Below are 24434 nucleotides of genomic sequence, written 5' to 3' on the forward strand. Positions count from 1 at the left end.
GCGGTTACCACCACTTGTCCGGCTTGGCTTCGAACCCGGAACGCTGCTGGATCGCGAGACCGGCGTTGAGCACGCCCTGCTCGTCGAAGGGCTTGCCGACGATCTGCAGGCCGAGCGGGAGGCCGTCCTCGTTGATCGTGGCCGGCACGCTCATCGCGGGAAGGCCGGCCAGCGATGCGGGAACGGCGAAAACGTCGTTCAGATACATCGTCAGCGGATCTTCGTTGAGCGAACCCAGCGGGAAGCTGGCGGTCGGCGTCGTTGGCGCAAGGATCGCGTCGCACTGGCCGAAAGCTTTCTCGAAATCCTGTGCCACCAGCGTGCGGATCTTTTGCGCCTGCGTGTAATAGGCGTCGTAGAAACCGGCGCTGAGCACATAGGTGCCGATCAGCACGCGGCGCTTCACCTCGTCACCGAAACCGGCGGCGCGGGTGGCAGCATACATGTCCTGCAGGCCGGCGCCCTCGGGCAGGTCGCGCAAGCCGTAGCGCACGCCGTCATAACGCGCGAGGTTGGACGAGGCTTCTGCGGGGGCGATGATGTAATAGGCCGGCAGCGCATACTTGGTATGCGGCAGCGAGATATCGACGATTTCCGCCCCTGCATCGCGCAGCCATGCCTTGCCCTGTTCCCAGCTGTCGAGAATGGCCTGGTCGGTGCCGTCCATGCGGTATTCCTTCGGGATACCGACCTTCTTGCCCTTCAGGTCCGCATCGAGCGCGGCTTCCCAGTTCGGCACGTCCATCTTGAGGGACGTCGCATCCTTGGGGTCGAAACCGGCCATGGCTTCGAGCATGATCGCGCAATCTTCGACCGAGCGCGCCATCGGGCCTGCCTGGTCGAGGCTGCTGGCAAAGGCGACGACGCCCCAGCGGCTGCAACGGCCATAGGTCGGCTTGATGCCGCAAATGCCGGTGAAAGCTGCGGGCTGGCGGATCGAACCGCCCGTGTCGGTGCCGGTGGCGGCGGGCGCAATGCGCGCAGCGACGGCGGAGGAGGAACCGCCGGAAGAACCACCCGGGCTCATCGCGGCATTGGTGCCATCCTTCTTCCACGGCGAATTGACGTTGCCGAAGTAGCTGGTCTCGTTCGAGGAGCCCATCGCGAACTGGTCAAGGTTGAGCTTGCCCAGCATCCCTGCGCCTGCATCCCACAGGTTCTGGCTGACAGTGCTTTCGTACTGCGGCTTGAACCCTTCGAGGATGTGGCTGGCGGCCGTGGTCTGGACGCCGTGGGTTGCAAACAGGTCCTTCATGCCGATGGGCACGCCGCCCATCTTGCCGAGGTCTTCGCCCTTGGCACGCTTCGCATCGACTGCATCTGCCGCGGCAAGAGCATGATCGGGCGTGGTGACGATGAAGGCGTTGAGTTCGGCAGCGGCTGCGACGGCAACATTGAAGCTATCGGCCACTTCGCGCGCGGTGAAATCGCCGCCGGCCACGCCGTCGCGGATTTCCTTCACGCCGAGATTCGTAAGGTCGGTCATTACTCGATCACCTTGGGCACGCCGAAGAAGCCGTGTTCGGCCGCCGGGGCATTGGCCAGCACATCGTCGCGCCGTCCGCCGGACGTTTCGGGAATGGCGTCGACCACATCGTCGCGCAGGCGCAGCGTGTTCGGGATGACCGCGGTCATCGGCTCTACGCCGGAGGTGTCGACTTCGCCCAGCTGCTCCACCCAGTCGAGGATGTTGTTGAGCTCGGGCACCATGCGATCCAGCTCCGCATCCTCCATCCGGATGCGGGCCAGAGAGGCGATTTTCGCCACTTCTTCTCGGGTAACTGACATGGGCGCGCGTTAGCCGTGTGGCGCGCGCGCTTCAAGCAGGCTTTGCGCCTTATTCGACGGGCGCTTGCTGAGGGGCACCCTGGGGGCCGCCGGGACCGCCCTGCGCACCCATCTGGGCCTGCAATTGCATGAAGCGCTGCTGCGCTTCTTCAAGCGACATGATTTCCGTCACTTCGACCTCGAAGATGAGGTCGCTATTGGCCGGAATGTCCGATCCGGGAGGCGGCGTTGCGCCATAGGCCTGCTCTGCCGGAATTTCGATGCGGTACTTGCCGCCCTTCTGCGTCTGCATCAGGCCTTCGGCGAAGCCTTCGATGATGCCGCCCTGCTCGTCGAGCGGGAACGGCGTGCCCGCCGGGAAGATCTCGGGCGGGAACGGGCTCGGCTGCGAACGGTCGAATTCGGTGCCATCGGGCAGCGTGCCCACGTAGTTGGCAAAGACCACATCGCCGATCTGCGGCGAAGGACCGACACCCTCGGTCAGTGTTTCCACTTCCACGCCCTTGGGCACGGCAGCCCACGCCAGGCCTGCACCGAGCAGGATGGCGACGATGACGCCCAGCCAGAGCTTGGTGAGCGAGCCCTTCTTGATGGGGCGGAGCGGTACGCGGGTGATCTCGGTCATGTAAAATTCGCCTGTAATACGCAAAGGGCGCGGATTTCTCCGCGCCCTCATGGCTTAGCTTGCAGAAGCAATCAACGGCTTACTTGATGCCGTCACGCTCCATGCGCTTACGCTCCAGCTTGCGAGCGCGGCGAACTGCAGCAGCCTTTTCACGGGCGCGCTTTTCGCTCGGCTTTTCGTAGTGGCGGCGCAGCTTCATTTCGCGATAGACGCCTTCACGCTGCAGCTTCTTCTTGAGCGCGCGGAGGGCCTGGTCGACATTGTTATCGCGAACCATGATCTGCATAAAATTCAATACCTCGACTTACGGGCCAGAGCCCGCTTCTTGCGGGGTATGCCTCCTTGAATAGGGTTTCGCTTTATCAACGAAAAGCGCGCCGAATCCGTTCCGGACCGGCTCGAATGGCGGCCACATACGGATTCGAGCCATAAAAGGCAAGCGTGCAGTGCCGCCTTTCGCAAACCCGCGCGAGCGGCTAGGGGATCGCGCAATGTCCACCCTCTCCCCCCTTGCCGCAACCCTGCATGTCGCCATCGGCGGCGGTATCGGTGCGGCCATGCGTTACCAGACCGGGCGCGCTATGACGCAATGGCTCGGCGCACCGATCATGGGCGCCTTCCCCTTCGCCACCCTCGCCGTAAACGCGATCGGCAGCCTGCTGATGGGCTTGCTGGCCGGCTGGCTGGTGCGATCGGGAGCCGACACCAGCGAGCAGACGCGCCTGCTGCTTGGCGCTGGCGTTCTGGGCGGCTTCACCACTTTCAGCGCCTTCAGCCTGGAAATGGTGATGCTGATCGAGCGCGGACAATATCTCTTCGCAACGCTATATGCCGTCCTTTCCTTCGCGCTCGGCATCACCGGGCTGATGGTCGGGCTTGCAGTCATGAGGATGGCAGGATGAAAACCTCCGACGAAGTACGCCAGTTCACGGTCGAGGCCGACGATGACGGCATCCGTGTCGACCGCTGGTTCAAGCGGCATTTGCCGCAAGTGGGCTTCGGCACCGTCAGCAAGTGGGCGCGCACCGGCCAGGTCCGCGTCGACGGCAAGCGGGTGAAGCCCGACGACCGGCTCGCACAGGGCCAGCAGATCCGCGTGCCCCCGGGCGGCGACGCGGCGCACAAGAAGCCGAAGGCCAAGCGCGAGTTGAGCCAGGCCGAGATCGAACAGGCGCACGACATGGTCATCAAGAAGACCAAGTCCGCGATCGCGCTCAACAAGCCGGCGGGCCTCGCCACGCAGGGCGGCACGAATACTTTCAACCATGTCGACGGGCTGCTCGATGCCTTCGTCGAGGGCGAGGACGATGTCCGCCCGCGCCTCGTGCACCGGCTCGACAAGGATACCTCCGGCGTCCTGCTCGTGGCGCGGACGCCCGGTAGCGCGGCGTTCTTTTCCAAGCGGTTTTCCGGTCGCAGCGCCAAGAAGATCTACTGGGCGCTGGTGGTCGGTGTGCCGGACATCAAGCAGGGCGTTATCGAGGCACCATTGGCCAAGCAGCCCGGATCGGGCGGCGAGAAGATGCATGTCGACCATGAAGGCGGCGCCCCCGCCAAGACCAAGTATCGTGTCGTGGAGACGGCGGCCAAGACCGCCGCATGGCTCGAACTCCAGCCGATGACGGGCCGCACCCACCAGCTGCGCGTCCATTGTGCGGCCATGGGCCATCCCATCGTGGGCGACGGCAAATACGGCGGTCGCGACGCTTTCCTGACCGGTTCCATCAGCCGCAAGATGCACCTGCACGCGCGGCGCCTGATCATCGACAGCCCGGACGGCGGCAAGCTGGACGTGATCGCCGACCTGCCCGAACACTTCGCCGCCTCGCTCGAACAGCTTGGCTTCGACGAGAACGCCAGCGACGCCACGCCCATGCGTGACGATCCGCCGCCCAAATCGCGCGAAGAGAAGAAGCAGCAGGCCCGCCAGCACGCCAAGAACTACCGCAAGGCCCAGCGTGGCCCGCGCAGGGCGCGTGGCGGAACCGGCGGAAAGGGCCCGGCAAAGGGCAAGGGCAAGCGCTGATGCATCCCAATCCGCTCTTCCGAACCGACGACCGGGAGCTGATCGAGAGCATCGTGGCGGAGGCCGGTTTCGGGATGGTGTTCCTGACCACGCCGGACGGACCGCGCGTCGCCCATGTCCCGTTGATCGCGACCGGCGATGGCGCGTTCCAATTCCATATCGCGCGGTCGAACGCGCTGGCCACACATCTCGACGGGGCGAAAGCACTCATCGTCGTCAACGGGCCGCACGGGTATGTCAGTCCGCGCTGGTATGCCGATCGCGCTTCCGTCCCCACCTGGGATTACGTCGCGATCGAACTGGATGGCAGTGTAACGCGCCTCGATGACGAAGGGCTTGAGGCGTTGCTGCACACCTCCATCACGCAGTTCGAGAACGGTCTGGGCGGAGAGCAGTGGCTGGCGAGCGAAACGCCGGAAAGCCATTGGGCGAAACTGTTCAGGGCAATTGTCGGCTTCGAACTCACAGTGGAGACCATGCGCCCCACGCTCAAGCTTTCGCAAAAGCAGCCAGCCCCGGTGCGCGACCGCATCGCGCAGACGCATGAGGAACAGGGCAACCCGCATCTGGCGCGCTGGATGCGCAAGGTGTCTGCATGACGCGGCTTGCCGTATTCGATTGCGACGGCACTCTCGTCGATGGGCAGGCCGCCGTGTGCGAAACGATGGAGCGCGCCTTCGCGGCCATCGGCAGCCCGCCGCCCGAACGCAACGCCATCCGCCGCACCGTCGGCCTCAGCCTGCCGCTCGCCGTGCGCCAGCTCATGATGGACGGACGCGAAGTCGACCGGCTGCAGGTGGTCGAAGCCTACAAGCGCCTGTTTCGCGAAACGCGGCTGTCGGGAGCGCTGCACGAACCGCTTTACGACGGCATGGCCGACCTGCTTGCCCGGCTTGACGAGGATGGCTGGCTGCTCGGCGTGGCCACGGGAAAGAGCGACCGGGGGCTTCATTCCTGTCTCGAAACGCATGGGATCAAGCAGCGCTTCGTGACGCTGCACGGCGCGGATCGCTATCCCTCGAAACCCCATCCCGCCATGCTCGAAGCCGCTCTCGACGAAGCAGGCGTGGGTGCGGATGACGCAGTCATGATCGGCGACACAAGCTTCGATATCGAGATGGCCGGGGCTGCGGGCGTTCGCGCCATCGGCGTCGCCTGGGGCTATCACGATCCCGCAGAACTCATGGCGGCGGGCGCACAATCCGTCGCCTCCACCATGGAAGAACTGGAGAATATGATCCGTGGCTGATGAAGAGACTGTCGCCCGCCGTTTCTGGGTGATCCAGATGGCCCGCCTGAGCGCCTTCGTCATGGTGTTCATCGGCGCGCTGATCGTCAGCAAGATCATCGATCTGCCCGATTTCGTCGGCTACATCATCCTCGTGATCGGCCTCGCCGAGTTCTTCGTGGTGCCCGCGGTTCTATCCAAGCGCTGGAAATCGGGCGAGTGATGAAACGCTTCTACAAGGACGTGAGTGTCGCTGAGACCGACCTCGGCTGGACGGTCCATCTCGACGGGCGGCCGATCAAGACGCAAGGGGGCCAGCCGCAGGTCCTGCCGAGCGAGGCGATGGCCGAAATGCTCGCCGCCGAATGGCGCGCGCAGGGCGAAAAGATCGACCCGGCCTCCTTCCGCTTTCGCGACATGGCCGACTATGCGCTCGACGTGGTCGCGCGCGATGCGGAGAGCGTGATCGACAAGCTGGTCGGTTATGCCGAGACGGACACACTCTGCTACCGCGCCGATCCCGAAGAGCCGCTCTACCGCCGCCAGCAAGAGGTGTGGGAGCCGATCCTTGCCGCGATGGAAGCGCGCGAAGGCGTGACGCTGCACCGCGTCAGCGGGATCGTCCACAAGGCGCAGCCTGCGACCAGTCTCGACACATTGCGCCAGCGCCTCGCCGCGCTCGGCCCCTTCCACCTCGCCGCGCTGGAACAGCTCACCTCGCTCGCCGCATCACTATGCGTAGGCCTCGAAGCGCTGGAAGAGGCCGCCGACGGCGAAGGCCTATGGGCCGCGGCCAGCCTCGAAGAAGAATGGCAGGCAGACCTCTGGGGCCGCGAGGAAGAAGCCGAAGAACGTCGCGCCAGGCGCAGGGGCGATTTCCTCGCCGCGATGAAGTTTGCAGGGACTGCTGGAGAAGTGGCGCGCTGAAGTCTGAAAGTGGGGTGGAAAGCGGACATTCGCATGGTAAGCAGAGATCATGCGCTGCCTAGCTACGATCATCGCAGGCCTACTATCAGTCGGCGCCCTTCATAGCGGGTGCGCGGAAGACCGTCTTGAAACGCCTGAGTTTTTCCAGTCGAAAACAGGACTGGCGATTTGTCGAGACGCGGTAGTCAGAAATGTCCGTGTTGGTGACTATGATCACGAAACTGACTTCACCTATGGCGTGCGACTAAAAATGTCCGATGAATGCAAGGACAACTTTCTAGAAGAAATCGAAGAGCAGTTGGGTGTCCACTGCCCAACTGTGACCTGTTCGTTCATGGATGCAAACGCGTGGTCCTACGAGATTTCCACTCTGGCTGACGGAGAGATCAACTTCATTCTGCGGGCCACCTGATAGGAAATAAACCGTCCGCAATCGGGTCGTTAGCAGACGTTCGACAACCCTACGGCTTACCCAACCCACTCCGCGACCTGCACCGCGACGTCGTTCGCGGCGCGGTTAAGGGCGGGGCCGACGCCTTGGACGTCGGGCGTCACGCCCGGCACCACGGCTTCGAAGCGGCGGGTTTCGACTGCGCTGCCCTCGCCCGCGCGCACGGCGTCGAAGACGACCACAACGCTGGAAGTCGAGGCGTCATAGCCGAACTGGCGTAGCGTGCCCGAGATGCGGTTGACCGCCATCGCACCCGGATCGTCCCCGTCGACGACCACGCGGCCCGACTGCGTGCGGATGGTTTCCGCGATCAGGCGGCGGAACAGGCGGGCGGGCTTTTCCACCCACACCGCGTCCTTGAGATAGGCGAGTTCGGTGGCGTTGACCTGCACAGGGACGCGCGTCACGTCGAGCGCGGCCGGGGCCTCGAACTCGGTCAGCGCAAGGGCGCTGCCCGCATCGCTCAACCCGCCGGTTCCGGCAGGCGCCGTGGCCGTGGGCGTCAGGGTCAGCAGGCTTTCGGGCGGTTCGGCGCCAAAGCTGATGCAGCCGCCCAGCAACAGGGCCGGGGCAAGGATGGCGAGGGTCTTGGTCATGTTCATCGCGCGATCCCGTCTCATGGTTCGTATTCGGGCAACGGCTGGCTGGAAAGCAGCGAACCTGCGCCCTTCTCGTCGATCTTTTCGGTCACGCTGCGCAGCGCCTTGCTGGTTGCGCGCAGGTCGCGCAGCGTCGCTTCGGCGGCGGGCAGCGTGCTTTCGGTCAGCTGCTTGGTCGCCGGACGCGCTTCTTCGAGCGTCTGTTCCAGCGCCTTGGCCGCGCCGCCAGCCGACGCCAGCGTCTTGCGCAATTCCTGCGCCAGCTGCTCGCCCTCGGTATTGATCAGGCGGTCCGTGGAAGCGGTGACCTTCTCGAACTCGTCCAGCGCTTCGCTCGCTTCGCGCAAGGTGATCTGCAGTTCCGCCATCGTCCGCTCGATCTGCGGAGCGGTCTGCGCCAGGCTGCGCGTCATCTCGTTGGTATTGGCAAGGATACCCGCAATCTCGCCCTGGTTTTCCTCGTCCAGCAGCTGCGTCAGGCGCTCGGTCAGTGTCGCCAGCCGTTCCAGCAGCAGCGGCGCGTTTGAAAGCAGCGCATTCAGGCCACCGTCCTGCGGCGGAATGATCGGCACGCCTTCGGTGCAGGCCGTGGTTTCGCAGGTGATGGGCGGCGCACCGCTGCGCGCGCCATCCAGCAGGATTGTCGAGACACCGGTAAAGCTGCCCTGGATGGTCGCCGTGGTGCCGACCAGGATCGGCACTTCTTCTTTTACGCTGATGCGCACGCGGACGAATTCCGGATCCTTGTCCCACAGCACGATCTGGTTGACCTGCCCTACCGGAACGCCAGCAAAGCTGACCTGGCTGCCATTGGCGAGCCCGGCGACCGACTGCTTGAAGAAGATGTCGTAGTCTTTCTGGGCGCCTTCGCCCCAGCGTGCCAGCCAAACGATGAAGAGCGCTAGCGCGGCCAATACGGCCAGCGTCACAGCTCCCACCCAGATGTAATTTGCCCGCGTTTCCATTGGTTAGGCCTTATCCTTGCCCGGAGGCGTTTTGTCCAACGCTTTGACCGCGTGCGCGGCGACCGGCCGGTCCATGTGCCGGCGCAATTCGTCGAGCGCCTGCGCCGTCAGTGCGGCGCGTCCGCGCGGGCCGTTGAAATATTCCTGTATCCAGGGGTGATCGAGTTCCATCAGGTTCGGAACGGTATCGACGGCGATGACTTTCTTGTCGGCGAGTACCGCCACCCGGTCGCAAATCTCGTGAAGCGTATCGAGATCGTGGGTGATGAGAAACACAGTCAGCCCGAGCGTTTCCTTCAGTTCCTTGGTCAGGCGGTCGAATGCCGATGCACCGATCGGGTCGAGACCCGCGGTCGGTTCGTCCAGGAACAGCAGTTCCGGGTCGAGCGCCAACGCGCGAGCAAGGCCTGCACGTTTCTTCATGCCGCCGGAAAGTTCGCTCGGGTATTTGCTGACCGCTTCTTCGGGAAGGCCCGAGAGCATAACCTTGTAGCGCGCTATTTCGTGGCGCAGGTCGTCGGAGATGTCGGGGTAGAATTGCTTCAGCGGAACCTCGACGTTCTCGCCCACCGTGAGGGTTGAGAACAGCGCCCCGCCCTGGAACAGGACTCCCCAGCGATCGCGCACGCCAAGCACCTCGTCGGGCTCGGCTTCGGTTATCGACTGGTCGAATACATCGATATTGCCACCCGACGGCGGCTGGAGGCCGATGATCGAGCGCATCAGCACCGATTTGCCGGTTCCCGAACCGCCCACGACGCCGAGGATTTCGCCGCGCCGCACCTTGAGGTCGAGGTTCTCGTGTACGGTCTGCGTACCAAAGCGATTGACCAGCCCGTCGACGACGATGGGAAAATCGCCGCGATAGCGTTCGTGTTTAGGCTTGCTGGACCTGGCCATCACGCCCACCCGATTTCAGTGAAGAACACGGCGAAGAACGCGTCGAGCACGATGACGGCAAAGATGGCAGAGACCACGGACAGCGTAGTGCGCTTGCCCACCTCTTCGGAATTACCCTTCACCTGCATGCCGTTGTAACAACCCGCCAGCGCCACGATCAGACCGAATACGGGCGCCTTCACGAGGCCGACCCACAGATCGTAGGTCGGCACCACTTCCTGAATGCGGCTCAGGAATGTCCAGAAGGGAATGCCAAGCATCGTTTCCCCGATGACCGCGCCACCAATGATGGCCATGCAGGAGGCATAGAAGCCGAGCAGCGGCATCATAAGGACCGAGGCGAGGATGCGCGGGATGACCAGCGCTTCCATCGGCGAAATGCCGATCGTGCGCATGGCGTCGATCTCTTCGGTCAGCTTCATCGTGCCGATTTCGGCGGCGAAGGCGCTACCCGAACGGCCGGCAACCATGATCGCCGTCATCAGCACGCCGAGTTCTCGCAGGGTGATTCGCCCGACAAGGTTGATCGTCAGCGTTTCCGCGCCGAATTGTGCCAGCTGGACTGCACCCTGCTGGGCGATGACGATCCCGATAAGGAAGCTCATCAGGCCGATAATCGGCAGGGCAGACACGCCCACCAACTCCATCTGTCGAAACAGCGCTACGGTGCGGAACCGCCCGGGATTACGCAGGAGCGCTCCGGCAGAAATCAACAGCGCGCCGAGGAAGCTAATGACCCCGACGATGCCGGTGCGGGCATTGAAAATCTTTTCGCCCATGGCTTCGGGCACCCGGCTCCAGAACGGCAGGCGCGGCGCGGCGAGCTTTTCTTCGCCGCCAAGACCCGAAATTGCGTCCAGCAAGCGCTGCGCACGCGAGCTTGCCCCGGTGATTTCGGCATCGTGCTCGGTCGCGAGCGTGCAGGCCAGCCATGCACCCACCGTATCGATCTCCGACACGCCGGACAGGTCGATCGTCGCCACGTCGCCATCCATGTCGCGTAAGTCTTCGTCGATCGAGCCGATGGTGGACACGAGATAGGGCCCGGTGAGCACCAGCGCGGAGCCACCGTCCCCCTCGACGATCTCGAATTCTGCAAGCCCTGTCATTCGCCCTCCCGTATGGGCGGATTTCGATCGCCAAACAAGCACGTAAGCGCGCGAAGGCTATATCCCGTTGCATCGCACAATGCGCACTGGCATTGGCAATTGCATGACCACCGAGCTATCCAAGACCTTCGATCCCGCCGACATCGAGCAGCGCTGGTACGCGCATTGGGAGGAAAACGGACTTTTCCGTCCCGAACGCAAGGGTGCGGAACCCTTCACCATCGTGAACCCGCCGCCGAACGTGACGGGCTCGCTGCATATCGGCCATGCGCTCGACAACACGCTGCAGGACGTCGTGATCCGTTACGAACGGCTGCGCGGCAAGGATGCCCTGTGGGTGGTCGGCACCGACCATGCGGGCATCGCGACGCAAATGGTGGTCGAACGCCAGATGGAAGCGAAACAGGACAAGCGCACGAATTACTCGCGTGAGGATTTCGTGGGCAAGGTCTGGGAATGGAAAGAGGAAAGCGGCGGCACGATCACGCGCCAGCTGCGGCGTCTCGGCTGCTCGATGGACTGGTCCAGAGAGCAGTTCACGATGGACGAGCATTTTTCGAACGCCGTGCTCAAGACGTTCGTCGACCTCCATAAGGAAGGCCTCATCTACCGCGACAAGCGGCTGGTGAACTGGGACGTAAAGCTCAAGACCGCCATTTCCGACCTCGAGGTCGAGACGGTCGATGTGAAGGGCGCCTTCTGGCATTTCCGCTACCCGCTCGCCGATGGCGTCACGACGTCGGAAGGCAAGGATTACCTCGTCGTCGCCACCACGCGCCCCGAGACGATGCTGGCTGACATGGCGGTCGCGGTTCACCCCGATGACGAGCGCTACAAGTCGGTCGTGGGCAAGGACATCCTCCAGCCGATCACCGGTCGCCGCTTCAAGGTCGTGGCCGACGAACACGCCGATCCCGAACTGGGCTCGGGCTGCGTGAAGATCACGCCAGGCCACGACTTCAACGACTTCGATGTGGGCAAGCGCGCCGGTTTCGCCGCTGCCGAAATGCTCAACATGCTCGATGCGGAAGGCAATGTCTGCCAGACCGCAGACGGGCTGGTGCCCGACGAGTTCATCGGCCTGCATCGCTTCAAGCGTGACGGCGTCGATGGCGCACGCGAACTGGTCGTGGCGCGCATGAAGGAACTCGGCTTCCTCATTCCGCATGTCACCAAGGACAAGGAAGGCAACGAGCAAGAGCACGATGCCGAACCGCGTACCATCGCGACGCCTTTCGGCGACCGTGGCGGCGTGGTGATCGAGCCGTGGCTGACCGACCAGTGGTACGTTGACGCCGAAACCCTCGCCAAGGCCCCCATCCAGGCGGTCAAGGACGGTACGATCGAGATCGTCCCGAAGAGCTGGGAGAAGACCTTCTTCAATTGGATGGAAAACATCCAGCCATGGTGCGTCAGCCGCCAGCTGTGGTGGGGTCACCGCATTCCGGCGTGGTACGACGAGGACAGCAATCCCTATGTCGCAATGACCGAGGAGGAGGCACAGACGCAGGCAGGTGAAGGCGTCGCCCTCACTCGCGACGACGACGTCCTCGACACGTGGTTCTCTTCCGCGCTTTGGCCCTTCGCTACGCTCGGCTGGCCGGACAACACCGAGCTCTTCGACAAGCATTATCCTAACGACCTGCTGATTTCCGGCTTCGACATCCTGTTCTTCTGGGATGCGCGCATGATGATGCAGGGCATGCATCTGACCGGCAAGGCGCCATGGCCGCGGCTCTATCTCCATGGTCTCGTACGCGCCGCCGACGGAGCGAAGATGTCCAAGTCCAAGGGCAATGTCGTCGACCCGCTCGGCCTGATCGACCGGTACGGTGCCGATGCGCTGCGCTTCTTCATGTCGGCGATGGAAAGCCAGGGCCGCGACATCAAGATGGATGAACGCCGCGTCGAGGGCTATCGCAACTTCGCGACCAAGCTCTGGAATGCGACGCGCTTCTGTCAGTCGAACGGGATCGGCGCGAGCACCAGCATCGCCGCGCCCGCCGCGACGCAGGCGGTCAACAAGTGGATCATCGGCGAAGTCGTCGAGACGAAGAACGCGCTCGAACAGGCGATGGCCGACCTGCGCTTCGATGCCGCCGCGAATACGATCTACCACTTCGTGTGGGACCGGTTCTGCGACTGGTACATCGAGCTGATCAAAGGCAATTTCGACGAGGAAACCAAGGCGGTCGCCGGCTGGGCGCTCGACCAGATCCTCGTCATGCTCCACCCCTTCATGCCCTTCATCACCGAAGAGCTGTGGTCAAAGCAGGGCGACCGACCCGACTATCCGCTGATCACCGCCAAATGGCCCGATCCGCAGGCGGAGGTCGATGCGAGCGCCAAGGCCGAAATCGATTGGCTTATCGCGCTCACCAGCGCGGTCCGCACGGCGAAGAACGAACTCGGCATCGCGCCGGGGGCGAAGCTCGAAGCCTATTGCCCCGCCCCGTCGGCGCTCGGCCGCAAGGTCGTGGAAGAGAACGCCGCCGCTATCGAGCGTCTCGCGCGCCTCACGCCGGTCCGGTTCGAAGAGGCACCCGGAGGCGCGGCAATGCAGGTCGCAGCGGGCGACGATGCTTTCATCGTGCCGCTCGAAGGCGTGATCGACATCGAAGCGGAGAAGGCGCGCCTGTCCAAGGCGATGGAAGCCTCCACGAAGGAAGCCAAATCGCTCGAGGGTCGTCTGAACAACGCGAACTTCGTCGAACGCGCCAAGCCCGAGGCAGTCGAAAAGGCGCGCGCCGACTTCGCGCATCACACGGCCGAGATCGAACGGTTGAAGGCGGCACTGGCGCGGCTGGGCTAGGAAATTTTCCTACCCGGCCCGGCTGTGGCACAAGACAGGCATGAACACCGCTCGCACTCGAATTTCCTGCGCCAAGTGTCGCCCTGGCGGGGACGCTACATTTGCTCGCGAAAACAGAGCTTTGACGGCTGTTTCGCCGGGTGACACGGTGTCGCCTTCGTCGCCTTCGGGGATCGCCCGATGGCGCTAGTTCTCGCCACGGACGATACGGGCGGACCTGAAATCTTCGCTTCCGTGCAGGGCGAGGGGCCGAGCGTGGGCCGGCCCGTCGCCTTCATGCGCCTGTCGCGCTGCAACCTTGCCTGCTTGTGGTGCGACACGGCTTACACCTGGCATTTCGAAGGGGACAACCGCCCGCACCGCGACGATCGGACTTTCGAGCGAAAAGCCAACCAGGTCACTCTGGACGAGGCCGAGGTCGCCGAGCGCATCCTGGCGCTGGGTCAGGACCGGCTGGTCATTACCGGCGGGGAGCCGCTGCTGCAGGCACCGGCGCTCGCCAAGCTGCTTGACCACCTGCCCGATATCAGCGTGGAGATCGAAACCAACGGCACGACCAAGGCTCCGGTCCCGCTCGACATCCGCATTGACCAGTTCAACGTCAGCCCCAAGCTGGCGCATAGCGGCAATTCGGCGGACCTCGCGCTGGTCCCCGAGCGGCTCGACGCTTACGCCACCGACCCGCGCGCCTTCTTCAAATTCGTGATCGCGGAGCCTTCCGACGTGGACGAGGTGCTGGCGCTCCACGAACGCTATCGCTTCCGCCCCGGCCATGTCTTCCTGATGCCCGAGGGCACCGACAGCGAAACGCTGCGCACCCGCGAGAAATGGCTGGCCGATCTATGCTTGAAGCACGGCTTCCGCATGAGCGACCGCCTGCATATTCATTTGTTCGGCGATACCCGTGGAACGTGACTGACGTGCACCGGTCCGTCCGCGACCAGCGGACGCAAGGACGACCGCCCGCCCGCAGCGGGTGCGGCTTGCCGCACGTCTAGCGAGGACGCACCCGCGGAGGCGGGTGCGAAAAGCAAGAAACACTACCCCTGCGAGCGCCAGCGCTGGACGGTCCGCTGGACGATGTCTTCCTCGCCGCCGCTCTGGCTCCACATCTCGACGAAGCTCGGGTCTTCCGACGCCGGGCGCTTGACCTCTTCAAGATTGTCGAAGCTGACGCGGATCGGGATGGCGACACCCTCGCCGCAGATGATGCACTCGCGGTTGCGGAGCGCGGGGATGGCATCGAGGAAACCGCGTGCACCTTCGGGCATCGCGGCGCGCACGAAGTCCTGGTCGCGATCGTTGTTGAGACGCATGGAAATGATCGTACCGCACTGCGACAGCACGCCTTCGGCAAGGTCGGACGGACGCTGCGTGATGAGACCAAGGCTGATGCCGTACTTACGACCTTCCTTCGCGATGCGCGACAGGATCGTGCCGACAGAGTTGCCGTCGGCGTTCTTCTCGCTCGGCACATAGCGGTGCGCTTCCTCGCAGACGAGGAGGATCGGCGTGGTCTTTTCCTCGCGGCCCCAGATCGCGAAGTCGAACACGAGGCGGCTGAGCACGGCAACCACGGTCGAGGTGATGTCCGAAGGCACGCCCGACACGTCGATGATCGAGATCGGCTTTCCGCCTGCGGGCATGCGGAAGATCTTGGAGATGAAGTCGGCCATGGTGTCGGCGACCAGCATGCCGGAGAACATGAACTGGTAACGCGGGTCGGTCTTGAGCTCTTCGAGCTTGTTCTTGATCCGCATATACGGAGCGGAGTTCGTTGCCTTGTCGAGCTTGCCCATCGCGTCCTGGATCGCGTTCGACAGGTCCGACAGCAGGTAGGGAATGGGCGAATCCACCGTGATCTTGCCCATCTGTTCGGCAAGACGGCTCTTTTGGCGTGCTTTAAGCAGGCAGCGGGCCAGAATATCCGCATCGATCTGGCGGTCGTTGCCGTTGCTGGTGAGCAGGACTTCGCAGTGCTCTTCGAAGTTCATGATCCAGTACGGCATCTGAAGGTTCGAGACGTCGAGGATGACACCGGTCTGACGGAACGCGGAAGCGTATTCGCCGTGCGGGTCGATCATGACGATGTGACCTTCGGGCGCAGCCTCGCAGATCCGGTGCAGGATCAGGGCGGCGCTGGTCGATTTCCCCGTACCGGTCGAACCGAGGAGGGCGAAGTGCTTGCCCAGCATGGCATCGACATAGATGCCGGCGCGGATGTCCTTGGTGGGATAGACCTTGCCGATGGTGACCGCGCTGCGGCCATCGCTGGCATAGACCTGTTTGAGGTCGGCGGTGCTGGCGGGGTAGACCAACGCGCCGGGCACCGGGTAACGGGTCACACCGCGGCGGAAACCGTGGAGCCTGCCGGTTAGCTTCTCTTCCACGCCTTCACCGAGGAAGTCGATATTGGCGAGAATGCTGCCAGCCTTGCGGTCGCGCTTCTGGTTGCGAACGCTGGCGAGGAGCCAGCTGTTGCCGACGCGGATCTTGATCTGCGAGCCGACCTGGCCGGCCATGGCAACGGAAGGATCCTTGTCGTCGGCGCATTCGGTCAGGCGCTGTAAATCAATGGCGACCTGCGAGCCGGAGCCGGCGATTTCGAGGACCACGCCGATGGGCTGAATGGCGTTGTCGCCATCGCTTGCCTGCTGGGGCGAATCTTCGGGGTTGGGCTGCTTTTCGGCCTGAGCGGCGACGGGTGCATTTGCCGCCTCTTCCCGGGGAGAAGGTTGCGGCGCGGGCCGTTCGGTCTGTTCCTGGGCGGGAGCGGGCGAGTGGTCCTGCTGGGGAGCGGCAGCTTCCTGCGGGGCCTCCTGCTGGGCGCTGGCCGAAGGAGGCTCGAGCTCCGGCTGCGCTTGCGGCTGGTGCACATAGCCCGAGCGCGAGGTAGCGGGAGCGGGCTGCTGGGCCTGTTCGGACCGGCGGATGCGGTCGCGCAGGCTGTTACCGCGCGGCTGCGGCGGTTCTGCGCCGTCTTCCTTCGCCGGGTCGAAAGTCCGGAAATTGCCCTTGCTCATGTCGTTCATAACTCGGCCCACATCCCTCGTGCAGATCACGCAAAATTGCAGAGGTGGAATGCCGCAGAACGGTTAAAATCGTGTCAACGATGAATGGGATTGTGGCCCTAGAGGCGAGCGAAGAGGCGCCCTGCACCCCAGCCCATCCCGACTGACAGGAGTACCGCGATGAGGCCATAAGCAAGACCCCACTCGTTAGCGCTGTCCTCCACGAAACGCTCGAAGCCGACCTTTTTTACCTCGACCTCCGAGACGGCTGAGGCGATCACGCGGCCCCGTGTCACGGCGAAGGTCTCGGCGGTATAGGTGCCCGTTGTCACGTTGGACGGCAGTTCGATACGCGCCTGGTAGAGCACGCTTTCGCTGATCTGCACGCCGCCGAAATCCTCGCGGTAGAGGCCGAGCCTGCGCTTCAGATCGACGAGACCTGCCGCGAAACGTCGCTGTTCTTCGGGATTGATCGACCCGCTGGGCGACAGCTGGATATAGTCCGTGCCGAATTCGTAGATCGCGGCCGTCTTGTCGTCGACGATTTCGGTGATCGGGCGAGAAGATGCGACGGCGAAATAGCTCGGCACCGAGCGAAAATCACTGCTTTCGGCGTTGGCCCATACGCCGATGAACCGCTCCTTCTCGCGCAGGCGGATCGGCTCGCTCGGCCCCTTGAGGACTACCACGATGTCATAGTCCTGACCCGCACGTCCTGCCGGATCGAGTACTGCGCCGAACAGCAGCAGTTCCTGTCCGACAAAGCCCTGCCTCACCTGCACCTCGTGCTGCGAGATTTCCGGAACGAGGACCGGGTCACGCTGCCCCATCAGGAAGAAAGCAGCGACGAGAAGCAACGCTGCCCTCACAGCGGGTAGACCGTGTAAATTTCATCAGGCCGGTAGAAGAGGCCGAGGAACATGCGGAACGCAACCAGAAGAACGATGGCGGCAAGGACAAGGCGCAGTGCCTCCGGCTTGGCCTTGACCGCGAATTGCGAGCCGATCTGTGCACCCGAGACCGATCCCAGCAGCAACAGCGCGACCAGCACGATGTCTACCGCGCGAGTGGTGACCGAGTGCATGATCGTGGTCGCGATCGTCACGAAAAGAATGTTGAAGAGGCTGGTGCCGACCACGACATTGGCGCTCATGCCCAGGATGTAGAGCATGGCGGGCACGAGAATGAACCCCCCGCCGACGCCCATGAGCATGGTCAATATGCCCACCACGATCCCCACTATCAGGGGTGCAAGCGGAGAAATGTAAAGTCCCGATCCGTAGAACCGCCAGCGAAAAGGCAGGCTGGCGACCAGCGGGTGATGACGACGCCTTGCGGCCTGCGCACCGCCTGTCCCGCGCAAGGTCTGGATCGCTTCCTTCGCCATCAACAGGCCGATCGATCCGAGCAGGACAACGTAGAGCGCGTTGATCACTACGTCGATCTGGCCAATCGAACGGAAGAAATTGAACAGGAGCGCGCCGAAGCCGGACCCGATCACGCCGCCGCCGATCATCACCGCTCCCATGCGGTAATCGACGCCACGGCGCTTGGAATGCGCGATCACGCCGGAAACGCTGGCGCCGGTCACCTGGGTCGATGCCGATGCTGCAGCCACTGTCGGCGGGATCCCGTAAAAGATCAGCAGCGGCGTTGTCAGGAAGCCGCCGCCCACGCCGAACAGGCCGGACAGGATGCCCGTCAGCGCCCCAAGCGCGACGATTACCAGTCCGTCGACGGACAGGTTTGCAATGGGGAGATAGACATCCATTGCCCCGCCCTATCGCAGCGTCACTCTCTATTAAAGCTGAACCGTGTCAAAAGCCCGTTGAAAGGGTGAATGCCGGTCCGTTCCCGGGTTCGGCGTCGCCTGCAACCCGGACGCGGTAATCGAGCGAGAGGCGTGCGGAAACCCCGCCCATGCGCACGTCCATGCTTGCGCTCGGCCCCACGTCCAGGCGGCTTGCACCTTTCTGTGCCCCGCCCCATGCGCCGGCCCCGGCGCTGAGATGGGCCTCGATCTTTTCAAGGTCGAAGCGCGCCACCTCGCGCTCCGCTACTGCCATCCCATCGACGAACGCGCTCGAGTAAGTCCCTGCCACGTAGCCGACCTGACCATAGCCGCGAATTTTCACGCCCAACGGCAAGTCATTTCGCTCTATCCCTGCCGTTGCAAAGAGCGCGGGGCGGATTTCGAGCTGGCCCGATCGATCGGACAATCGCGCCTCTGCATGAAGCTGCACAGGCATCCCAGCAAGCGGACGCGCGCGCAGTCCGAAAGCGGCCTCGCTTTCCCGCGGTTCACGCAGCGCGGCGCTCGTCCTTAGGTAGACCGCTGGCTGGTGACTTGATGAATGGGACAGGCGATAGGAAAGCACACCACCGACCTGGCTCGCACCATAGCTCGATGGACGGTCTCCGCCAGCGAGCGAGCTACGTCCCTCGCCGCGTAGCAAAAGCCAGCCGCCGAAACGCCAAGGCCTGGTTTTCCTTTGCGTCCCTTCCGGCAAAGGGATGGCAGCTTGCGCGCTGCCCTCTTGCCGGTCGAGAGCCGCGGCAACACTTCTGGGCATGGGCAAGCGCGACATCGCGGCCATCCAAACCAAATTGTGACCCGACATGCTGCGGTCCTGGACGAAATGCGGAGGCGGATCTGCACTGGCGGGCAAGATCGCGGGCGGCGGCGCACTTAGCGAAACGGGCATTTCCCTAGGCGCCTTTAGCAGAAGATCCTGTTCGCCCGCGTTCCCGTCAGGCACCGCACGCGCAGCTGGCTCGTTCGCAGCTAATTGCTCGATCACCGGGGTTTCCAGACTACGCAGCAATTCTTGCGGCCAGGGATTTTCCCACGTCATGAGCCTGAGCGTCAACCATCCGGCCAGCAGCACGAACAGGAATACAAGCGGCTGTCCGCGGCGGTCAGTCGATGTGTGGTTCATGCGTACGCTGCCTTGGGCAGCGCGAGGGAGGGATGATCGTGATGTGCGGTCTTGTCCCAGACGACCGGCGCACCGCGCAGGCTGCGCCAATAGGCGGCCAATGCGCGGCGTCCGCTCATAATGGCGATGACATTGGAAACGAGTACTCGCGGAACCGCCATCAGGCCTTGCTTCACACCATATTCTCGACCGGTAAATAGACCGCGCGCGAGCAACCGCCAGACAAGGCCGAACATCGTGAACACCAACAGCCCGCGTAACATTGGCGAAGGCTCCAACGGAGCTACAAAGCCCGCAGTTGCCGAAACTTGCGATAATATCGCCGACAGCACCAAGATATAAGCGATCGCCAGGACCAGGGCAGCCAGGGGGCCACGCCGGTCGCGCAGCGTCATCCAGCGTTCTGCCAGCGTTCCGCGCCAGCCCAGGCGATCCCATCCCTGTAGCGCGATGCCGTGGGTCCAGCGGGTCTTTTGGCGCACAGCAGCTGAAAGATCCGAAGGAAAGAAAGCGCGCGTCGCAACAAGGCGACCATCATGTGTCCTCGCCCTGAGAAACCGTCCGGTTCCCCCGAGTGCGCAGATCCGCTGGCCCAGCTCGTAATCTTCCGTCAGCGAGGCGGAGGCGAAAGGTTCTCCGGCGTGCAGCCTGGCCAGTCGATCCAGCATAGGGCGCCTGATTGCGGAGCCGACACCTGCTCCGGGAACGGAGACGCCAAGCGCGTCGCGCACTACCATCGCCTTGGCGTGGGATTCCGCGAATTCGTCCGAATAGTGGCCGGCTATCCACGGCGAGTCCGATTGCGGCAGGGCCATGACCGGCAACTGGACGAAATCGTCATGCCATATCGCCCGGTCGAGCGTGACCAGGGCTGCTTCGTCGACCATGTCTTCCGCATCGTGCAATACCACCATGTGTGCCTTGGCACGCAGGCGTGTCTCATCGTCACATAAAGCCTGGTAGAGGCGGTTGAGGCAGTGCGCTTTGCTTGTCGGGCCATCCGCTCCGACAATCACCACGCGAATCCTGTCATCACCGCGTGCAGCCACTGAGACAGACGCGATCGTGGCCGGATCGTTACGATAGCATCCCACATAAATGCGCACATCGTCCTGCGGCCAGGATGCAAGCGCGTGGGCAAGGGTCGGTCCGATGACGGTGTCCTCCTCCCATGCGGGAATGAACACGGCAGCCATTCCTGAAAGGTCCTGGAGGGCGTATCCCCTACTTCCGACTTCGGCAGGTTTCGCCCTGCCCGTCAACCTAAGCCAGGCATAGGTGATATCGATCGCGAGTTCGTCGATCAATCCAATGGCGAAGAACACCGCGGCAAGCAGCAACAGCTCGTGCTGAAGCAACGCAAGCCATTCGGCAGACGTAAATTGTGCGACCGGCAACCCTTTATCCCCCTGTCGCTTCCCTAACCTGCAGAATCCACCCTTGCAACGCACGATGGTTTGCGAAAGAGAGCACGCGATATGAGTAACCGACGTTCACCCATCCGCCTCGTCTTCGCACCGGTTCGCGCGCTCTTCGTCAGCGATGCATCAGCGGGCATCCTGCTGATCCTGGTTGCCATCGCTGCAATGCTGGCCGCCAACTCCGCTTTGGCAGAGGATTACCATCACCTGTTCCACGGCGAGTTGTTCAGCGCTGACGTGTTCAAGCTGAACACGCTGCACCTGTGGATCAACGACGGACTGATGGCGATCTTCTTCTTCGTCGTCGGCCTCGAGGTGAAGCGCGAGTGGATCGAAGGGCAATTGTCCGACAACGATCAGCGCAAGATGCCGATCCTTGCCGCTGCAGCGGGGATGATCTTCCCGGCGCTGGTCTACCTGTTTTTCGTCAATGCCGAAGGCGCAGGCGAACTGACCCGCGGCTGGGCGATCCCGGCCGCGACCGACATCGCCTTTGCGATGGGTGTGCTGGGCCTGCTCGGCAGCAGAGTGCCGGCATCGCTACGCCTGTTCCTGTTGACGGTCGCGATCGTCGACGACATTGGCGCCGTGCTGGTGATCGCACTATTCTATACGGCCAACCTCAAGGTCATGTGGCTGCTTGCCGCAGCAGTGGTTGTCGCCATCATGATGGTCATGAACCGAGCACGCGTTTCGGCCTATACGCCGTTCATCCTGATGTCTTTGGTGCTGTGGTTCGTGGTGCTCAACTCAGGAGTGCACGCCACCATTGCGGGCGTCGTCGCTGCGCTGACTATCCCGATGCGCGGCAAGGACGACGACACCATGCTCGAACATCTGGAACACGGTCTTGCCCCATGGAGCGCCTATCTTATCGTCCCGGTATTCGGCTTCGCCAATGCAGGCGTCGAAATCGGCAACCTCGGCATGGAAGGCATTATCGCGCCGCTGCCGATTGCGATCGCCGCCGGCCTCTTCTTCGGCAAGCAGGTGGGCATCCTGTCAGCTATTTACGTGGCCGATAGATTGGGCTTCGCGCCGCGCCCGGATGGCGCAAGCTGGACGGAGATTTGGGGTGTCTCGATCCTGTGCGGAATCGGTTTCACGATGTCGCTGTTCATCTCCGGCTTGGCATTCGCCGGGAACGCGTTGCTGATCGAGGAAGCCAAGATTGGCATCCTGATGGGCTCGTTCGTCTCGGCAGTCGTCGGCTATACCATCCTGCGGATGACGACCGACCACCCCGACGACGAGAGATCGCCCTACCTCGACAAGGCAGACCTCTAGGCCGGAAGGCTCACCAGCTGCCGGTGTTCGGCATGCTGGCCCACGGCTCGGCAGGTTCAAGATAGCCGTCCTGCAGCAACTCGATGGAAATGCCGTCGGGCGTGCGGACGAAGGCCATGTGCCCGTCGCGCGGGGGACGATTGATTGTGTGGCCTGCATCGACCAGCCGCTGGCACGTCTCGTAGATGTCGTCGACGCGGTAGGCGAGATGGCCGAAATTGCGCCCACCTTCATACTGTTCCGGATCGCTGCCGTCTTCCGGCGGCCAGTTGTAGGTCAGCTCGACCTCGGCAGCGCCCTCTTCACCCGGCGCGGCAAGGAAGATCAAGGTGAAGCGCCCCTGTTCGCTGTCCTTGCGGCGCACTTCCTTCAGGCCAATCAGTTCGAAAAATGCGACAGTAGCGTCGGGATCGGTGACGCGGATCATGGAGTGCAGATATTGGGTCATGCGACATAGTTAGGACGCAGCCCGATCAAGAAAAGGGGGCCCGCCCGAAAGGACGCGCCCCCGATCCGTTAGCGTGAGACCTTGTTCTAGAAACTGGCCGTCACGGTTCCCACGATCGCATCGTCGGTAAAGCCGTCGATCGAAGGGCCTTCGACGCCAATATAGGAAATGCCGACTTCAAGCGGGCCAGCAGCATAGCTGGCACCGATCGACCAATCGAGACCGCTGTCGTCCGTATCGCCAGCGAGCAGCGGCGGCGCGAGTACGCCGTCGGTGTACCCGAGGTGCCCGGTGACGGTCAGCGGCGTACCCGGCAAGCCGGTGCTGAGATCGGTGTAAACGTAAAGGTTGTCGTCCCCGCCAAGCGAATCCTGTTCCCAGGCATAGGCGGCGCCGACGGTCGCTTCTGCCGGACCGAGGTTGAAGCCGATCGAAGCGTAGGGTTCCCAGTAATCGGTATCGAGACCGAGTTCTTCGGAGGGATAGAGATAGTACAGCAGGCCGACATCGACGCTGACACCTTCGCTGAGCTGGCCCGACCAGCCGCCGTAAATGTCGAATTCCATCTCGCCATAGGACGGTCCGCCGTCGATCGAGGACGCCCAGACACCGGCGTAAAAGCCGCTGTCATGAGCCACATCGAGACCACCCTGGATTGCAGGATCGCCGCCGGACAGCGAGACCCCGCGGAAGCGGTAGTCAGTCACGAGCGAGACATTGGCCGAAACGGTTACGCCGTCGGCCTCGGCTTCGTCCTGCGCGAGAGCGGGGGAAGAAATGCCGCATGCAAGAGCGGCGAGCGAAACGGCCAGTCGGCCGCGAAAGGACGTGAGCATATTCGAACTCCTTAGGTTCGGTTTGGTGCTTCGTCCCACCTGCGTTTTCGCCGGGTCCCCGTTTTTAGGAAGGGCTCCTCGGTCGAAATCGAAATGATCGTGCAGCAAGCCACGATTCGGCGCAAGATTACTTGCTGAACTTTTCGCTATCGCAATATCAAGCGTGGCTATTGTGCAACTGCGAAGGCGTTAAGCTGCGGCTCAGCGCTTGCTGCTATATCGGCTGTGCATTAGATGCGCACAGCACGAGAGTGCCGCCAGAGAAACCATGATCCAGTCCCTACGCAATCTCTTCCGCAAACCCGACAAGGACCGCCGCATCGCGCGCGTCCCTGAGGGCGAGCGTTGGTATGTGATCGGCGACATTCACGGACGGCTCGACCTGCTTGAGGCGTTGCAGGCTGCCATTGAGCAAGACGATGCGCAGGCGGGCGCGGCAGACACGACGGTCGTCTTCCTTGGCGATCTCGTCGACCGTGGACCCGACAGCGCGGGCGTCATCAAGCTTGCCCGCAAATGGGGCAAGAAGCGCAAGGTCCGCTATCTTGCGGGCAACCATGAAGAAATGTTCCTCGACAGCTTCACCGACAAGGAAACGCTGCGCCACTTCTTGCGTCATGGCGGGCGCGAGACGGTGCTCAGCTACGGAGTGAAGAAGAAGGAATACAACCGCATGCAGCTCGAAGAGGTGCAGAAGGTGATGCAGAAGGCGGTGCCCGCCAAGGATCGTGAATTCCTCGAAAGCTTCGAAGAAATCATCGTGGTCGGCGATTATGTCCTCGCCCATGCCGGGATTAATCCCAAGCGGGCCATCGACGACCAGAAGCGCAAGGATCTGTTGTGGATCCGCGACCGCTTCCTCTCTCATGCAGAGCCGCTCAGCCATGTCGTGGTGCATGGCCATACGATTTTCGAAGAGGTCGAAGATAATGGCAATCGGATCGGGGTCGATACCGGGGCATTTCGTACCGGTCGCCTGACCGCACTTGTTCTCGAGGGTGACAGCAGGCGAACCATCCAGGCCGCCCAGGCCGAAGATGGCAGCATTACCACCTCGTAATT

General features: G+C 62.9%; 26 protein-coding genes. 11 read left to right on the forward strand and 15 right to left on the reverse strand.

Going from position 1 to position 24434, the window contains the following annotated elements:
* Positions 1-4: 4 nt before the first annotated feature.
* From gatA to rpsU, 4 genes are all read right to left on the reverse strand, one after another.
* Entirely contained in the window at positions 5-1486 is a 1482-nt protein-coding gene (gene gatA, locus GRI34_RS07810; RefSeq protein ID WP_160595451.1) for an Asp-tRNA(Asn)/Glu-tRNA(Gln) amidotransferase subunit GatA, read from the reverse strand.
* On the reverse strand, positions 1486-1788 hold the full coding sequence (gene gatC, locus GRI34_RS07815; protein ID WP_090480620.1) for an Asp-tRNA(Asn)/Glu-tRNA(Gln) amidotransferase subunit GatC: 303 nt from the start codon (positions 1786-1788) through the stop codon (positions 1486-1488). The genes gatA and gatC overlap by 1 nt, the downstream gene beginning before the upstream one ends.
* Positions 1789-1837: 49 nt before the next feature.
* Entirely contained in the window at positions 1838-2413 is a 576-nt protein-coding gene (locus GRI34_RS07820; protein ID WP_160595452.1) for an FKBP-type peptidyl-prolyl cis-trans isomerase, read from the reverse strand.
* A 79-nt stretch (positions 2414-2492) separates the two neighbouring features.
* Positions 2493-2699, reverse strand: a complete 207-nt coding sequence (gene rpsU, locus GRI34_RS07825) for a 30S ribosomal protein S21 (protein WP_006834591.1) — start codon at positions 2697-2699, stop codon at positions 2493-2495.
* A gap of 205 nt (positions 2700-2904) precedes the next feature.
* Here rpsU and crcB point away from each other — a divergent pair, with 205 nt between their 5' ends.
* From crcB to GRI34_RS07860, 7 genes are read left to right on the forward strand one after another with little or no spacing between them, the layout of a single operon-like run.
* Positions 2905-3315, forward strand: coding sequence for a fluoride efflux transporter CrcB (gene crcB / locus GRI34_RS07830; protein WP_090480614.1), 411 nt, complete (start codon positions 2905-2907; stop codon positions 3313-3315).
* A complete protein-coding gene (locus tag GRI34_RS07835; protein WP_160595453.1) occupies positions 3312-4439 on the forward strand; it encodes an RluA family pseudouridine synthase in 1128 nt (375 codons plus the stop codon). The genes crcB and GRI34_RS07835 overlap by 4 nt, the downstream gene beginning before the upstream one ends.
* The gene (locus GRI34_RS07840) at positions 4439-5038 is read left to right on the forward strand and encodes an FMN-binding negative transcriptional regulator (RefSeq protein WP_160595454.1); all 600 of its coding nucleotides are present in this window, start codon (positions 4439-4441) and stop codon (positions 5036-5038) included. The genes GRI34_RS07835 and GRI34_RS07840 overlap by 1 nt, the downstream gene beginning before the upstream one ends.
* Positions 5035-5688 (forward strand): HAD-IA family hydrolase, encoded by a 654-nt coding sequence (locus GRI34_RS07845; RefSeq protein WP_160595455.1) that lies wholly within the window; start codon positions 5035-5037, stop codon positions 5686-5688. The genes GRI34_RS07840 and GRI34_RS07845 overlap by 4 nt, the downstream gene beginning before the upstream one ends.
* Positions 5681-5890 carry a hypothetical protein gene (locus GRI34_RS07850; protein ID WP_090480602.1) on the forward strand — a complete coding sequence of 70 codons (210 nt, stop codon included), beginning with the start codon at positions 5681-5683 and terminating at the stop codon, positions 5888-5890. The genes GRI34_RS07845 and GRI34_RS07850 overlap by 8 nt, the downstream gene beginning before the upstream one ends.
* Positions 5890-6594 (forward strand): ATP12 family chaperone protein, encoded by a 705-nt coding sequence (locus tag GRI34_RS07855; RefSeq protein WP_160595456.1) that lies wholly within the window; start codon positions 5890-5892, stop codon positions 6592-6594. Before GRI34_RS07850 ends, GRI34_RS07855 begins: the two co-directional genes overlap by 1 nt.
* Positions 6595-6643: 49 nt before the next feature.
* Entirely contained in the window at positions 6644-7006 is a 363-nt protein-coding gene (locus GRI34_RS07860; protein ID WP_160595457.1) for a hypothetical protein, read from the forward strand.
* 56 nt (positions 7007-7062) lie between these two features.
* Here the strand turns inward: GRI34_RS07860 and GRI34_RS07865 are convergent, their stop codons facing one another.
* Genes GRI34_RS07865 through GRI34_RS07880 form a run of 4 tightly spaced genes read right to left on the reverse strand, consistent with a single transcriptional unit; the run spans position 7063 to position 10618 of the window.
* On the reverse strand, positions 7063-7665 hold the full coding sequence (locus GRI34_RS07865) for an ABC-type transport auxiliary lipoprotein family protein (RefSeq protein WP_234028176.1): 603 nt from the start codon (positions 7663-7665) through the stop codon (positions 7063-7065).
* Complete coding sequence (locus GRI34_RS07870) at positions 7662-8609, reverse strand: MlaD family protein (RefSeq protein ID WP_160595458.1); 948 nt, start codon at positions 8607-8609, stop codon at positions 7662-7664. The genes GRI34_RS07865 and GRI34_RS07870 overlap by 4 nt, the downstream gene beginning before the upstream one ends.
* A gap of 3 nt (positions 8610-8612) precedes the next feature.
* A complete protein-coding gene (locus GRI34_RS07875; protein ID WP_160595459.1) occupies positions 8613-9509 on the reverse strand; it encodes an ABC transporter ATP-binding protein in 897 nt (298 codons plus the stop codon).
* Positions 9509-10618 carry an ABC transporter permease gene (locus tag GRI34_RS07880; protein ID WP_160595460.1) on the reverse strand — a complete coding sequence of 370 codons (1110 nt, stop codon included), beginning with the start codon at positions 10616-10618 and terminating at the stop codon, positions 9509-9511. The genes GRI34_RS07875 and GRI34_RS07880 overlap by 1 nt, the downstream gene beginning before the upstream one ends.
* Before the next feature lie 103 nt (positions 10619-10721).
* Here GRI34_RS07880 and GRI34_RS07885 point away from each other — a divergent pair, with 103 nt between their 5' ends.
* The gene (locus tag GRI34_RS07885; protein WP_160595461.1) at positions 10722-13430 is read left to right on the forward strand and encodes a valine--tRNA ligase; all 2709 of its coding nucleotides are present in this window, start codon (positions 10722-10724) and stop codon (positions 13428-13430) included.
* Positions 13431-13610: 180 nt separating this feature from the next.
* Complete coding sequence (locus GRI34_RS07890) at positions 13611-14345, forward strand: 7-carboxy-7-deazaguanine synthase QueE (RefSeq protein WP_160595462.1); 735 nt, start codon at positions 13611-13613, stop codon at positions 14343-14345.
* A 125-nt stretch (positions 14346-14470) separates the two neighbouring features.
* Here the strand turns inward: GRI34_RS07890 and GRI34_RS07895 are convergent, their stop codons facing one another.
* The 5 genes from GRI34_RS07895 to GRI34_RS07915 form a co-directional block, all read right to left on the reverse strand.
* The gene (locus GRI34_RS07895) at positions 14471-16462 is read right to left on the reverse strand and encodes an ATP-binding protein (protein WP_234028177.1); all 1992 of its coding nucleotides are present in this window, start codon (positions 16460-16462) and stop codon (positions 14471-14473) included.
* Between the two features lie 98 nt (positions 16463-16560).
* Complete coding sequence (locus GRI34_RS07900) at positions 16561-17271, reverse strand: TIGR02186 family protein (RefSeq protein WP_160595463.1); 711 nt, start codon at positions 17269-17271, stop codon at positions 16561-16563.
* 35 nt (positions 17272-17306) lie between these two features.
* Positions 17307-18212, reverse strand: a complete 906-nt coding sequence (locus GRI34_RS07905) for a sulfite exporter TauE/SafE family protein (RefSeq protein WP_090480570.1) — start codon at positions 18210-18212, stop codon at positions 17307-17309.
* A 46-nt stretch (positions 18213-18258) separates the two neighbouring features.
* Positions 18259-19380 carry a hypothetical protein gene (locus GRI34_RS07910; RefSeq protein WP_160595464.1) on the reverse strand — a complete coding sequence of 374 codons (1122 nt, stop codon included), beginning with the start codon at positions 19378-19380 and terminating at the stop codon, positions 18259-18261.
* A complete protein-coding gene (locus tag GRI34_RS07915) occupies positions 19377-20777 on the reverse strand; it encodes a glycosyl transferase family protein (protein WP_160595465.1) in 1401 nt (466 codons plus the stop codon). Before GRI34_RS07915 ends, GRI34_RS07910 begins: the two co-directional genes overlap by 4 nt.
* 81 nt (positions 20778-20858) lie before the next feature.
* On the opposite strand from GRI34_RS07915, the gene nhaA reads away from it, so the two are divergent.
* Positions 20859-22088 carry a Na+/H+ antiporter NhaA gene (gene nhaA, locus GRI34_RS07920; protein WP_160595466.1) on the forward strand — a complete coding sequence of 410 codons (1230 nt, stop codon included), beginning with the start codon at positions 20859-20861 and terminating at the stop codon, positions 22086-22088.
* Between the two features lie 10 nt (positions 22089-22098).
* Here the strand turns inward: nhaA and GRI34_RS07925 are convergent, their stop codons facing one another.
* Together GRI34_RS07925 and GRI34_RS07930 are read right to left on the reverse strand one after the other, a co-directional pair.
* The gene (locus tag GRI34_RS07925) at positions 22099-22536 is read right to left on the reverse strand and encodes a VOC family protein (protein WP_160595467.1); all 438 of its coding nucleotides are present in this window, start codon (positions 22534-22536) and stop codon (positions 22099-22101) included.
* A gap of 86 nt (positions 22537-22622) precedes the next feature.
* The gene (locus tag GRI34_RS07930; protein WP_160595468.1) at positions 22623-23372 is read right to left on the reverse strand and encodes a TorF family putative porin; all 750 of its coding nucleotides are present in this window, start codon (positions 23370-23372) and stop codon (positions 22623-22625) included.
* Positions 23373-23640: 268 nt separating this feature from the next.
* Here GRI34_RS07930 and GRI34_RS07935 point away from each other — a divergent pair, with 268 nt between their 5' ends.
* Positions 23641-24432, forward strand: coding sequence for a metallophosphoesterase family protein (locus GRI34_RS07935; RefSeq protein ID WP_160595469.1), 792 nt, complete (start codon positions 23641-23643; stop codon positions 24430-24432).
* The last annotated feature ends 2 nt before the right edge of the window (positions 24433-24434 follow it).

It is taken from the genome of Qipengyuania aquimaris (assembly GCF_009827445.1).
GTDB classification, from domain to species: domain Bacteria; phylum Pseudomonadota; class Alphaproteobacteria; order Sphingomonadales; family Sphingomonadaceae; genus Qipengyuania; species Qipengyuania aquimaris.

What these genes read in the sequence shown, in the direction of transcription:
- gatA (WP_160595451.1), bottom strand. Translation starts at nt 1,486, where the DNA reads ATGACCGACCTTACGAATCTCGGCGTGAAGGAAATCCGCGACGGCGTG.
- gatC (WP_090480620.1), bottom strand. Translation starts at nt 1,788, where the DNA reads ATGTCAGTTACCCGAGAAGAAGTGGCGAAAATCGCCTCTCTGGCCCGC.
- GRI34_RS07820 (WP_160595452.1), bottom strand. Translation starts at nt 2,413, where the DNA reads ATGACCGAGATCACCCGCGTACCGCTCCGCCCCATCAAGAAGGGCTCG.
- rpsU (WP_006834591.1), bottom strand. Translation starts at nt 2,699, where the DNA reads ATGCAGATCATGGTTCGCGATAACAATGTCGACCAGGCCCTCCGCGCG.
- crcB (WP_090480614.1), top strand. Translation starts at nt 2,905, where the DNA reads ATGTCCACCCTCTCCCCCCTTGCCGCAACCCTGCATGTCGCCATCGGC.
- GRI34_RS07835 (WP_160595453.1), top strand. Translation starts at nt 3,312, where the DNA reads ATGAAAACCTCCGACGAAGTACGCCAGTTCACGGTCGAGGCCGACGAT.
- GRI34_RS07840 (WP_160595454.1), top strand. Translation starts at nt 4,439, where the DNA reads ATGCATCCCAATCCGCTCTTCCGAACCGACGACCGGGAGCTGATCGAG.
- GRI34_RS07845 (WP_160595455.1), top strand. Translation starts at nt 5,035, where the DNA reads ATGACGCGGCTTGCCGTATTCGATTGCGACGGCACTCTCGTCGATGGG.
- GRI34_RS07855 (WP_160595456.1), top strand. Translation starts at nt 5,890, where the DNA reads ATGAAACGCTTCTACAAGGACGTGAGTGTCGCTGAGACCGACCTCGGC.
- GRI34_RS07860 (WP_160595457.1), top strand. Translation starts at nt 6,644, where the DNA reads ATGCGCTGCCTAGCTACGATCATCGCAGGCCTACTATCAGTCGGCGCC.
- GRI34_RS07865 (WP_234028176.1), bottom strand. Translation starts at nt 7,665, where the DNA reads ATGAGACGGGATCGCGCGATGAACATGACCAAGACCCTCGCCATCCTT.
- GRI34_RS07870 (WP_160595458.1), bottom strand. Translation starts at nt 8,609, where the DNA reads ATGGAAACGCGGGCAAATTACATCTGGGTGGGAGCTGTGACGCTGGCC.
- GRI34_RS07875 (WP_160595459.1), bottom strand. Translation starts at nt 9,509, where the DNA reads ATGGCCAGGTCCAGCAAGCCTAAACACGAACGCTATCGCGGCGATTTT.
- GRI34_RS07880 (WP_160595460.1), bottom strand. Translation starts at nt 10,618, where the DNA reads ATGACAGGGCTTGCAGAATTCGAGATCGTCGAGGGGGACGGTGGCTCC.
- GRI34_RS07885 (WP_160595461.1), top strand. Translation starts at nt 10,722, where the DNA reads ATGACCACCGAGCTATCCAAGACCTTCGATCCCGCCGACATCGAGCAG.
- GRI34_RS07890 (WP_160595462.1), top strand. Translation starts at nt 13,611, where the DNA reads ATGGCGCTAGTTCTCGCCACGGACGATACGGGCGGACCTGAAATCTTC.
- GRI34_RS07895 (WP_234028177.1), bottom strand. Translation starts at nt 16,462, where the DNA reads ATGAACGACATGAGCAAGGGCAATTTCCGGACTTTCGACCCGGCGAAG.
- GRI34_RS07900 (WP_160595463.1), bottom strand. Translation starts at nt 17,271, where the DNA reads ATGGGGCAGCGTGACCCGGTCCTCGTTCCGGAAATCTCGCAGCACGAG.
- GRI34_RS07905 (WP_090480570.1), bottom strand. Translation starts at nt 18,212, where the DNA reads ATGGATGTCTATCTCCCCATTGCAAACCTGTCCGTCGACGGACTGGTA.
- GRI34_RS07910 (WP_160595464.1), bottom strand. Translation starts at nt 19,380, where the DNA reads ATGAACCACACATCGACTGACCGCCGCGGACAGCCGCTTGTATTCCTG.
- nhaA (WP_160595466.1), top strand. Translation starts at nt 20,859, where the DNA reads ATGAGTAACCGACGTTCACCCATCCGCCTCGTCTTCGCACCGGTTCGC.
- GRI34_RS07925 (WP_160595467.1), bottom strand. Translation starts at nt 22,536, where the DNA reads ATGACCCAATATCTGCACTCCATGATCCGCGTCACCGATCCCGACGCT.
- GRI34_RS07930 (WP_160595468.1), bottom strand. Translation starts at nt 23,372, where the DNA reads ATGCTCACGTCCTTTCGCGGCCGACTGGCCGTTTCGCTCGCCGCTCTT.
- GRI34_RS07935 (WP_160595469.1), top strand. Translation starts at nt 23,641, where the DNA reads ATGATCCAGTCCCTACGCAATCTCTTCCGCAAACCCGACAAGGACCGC.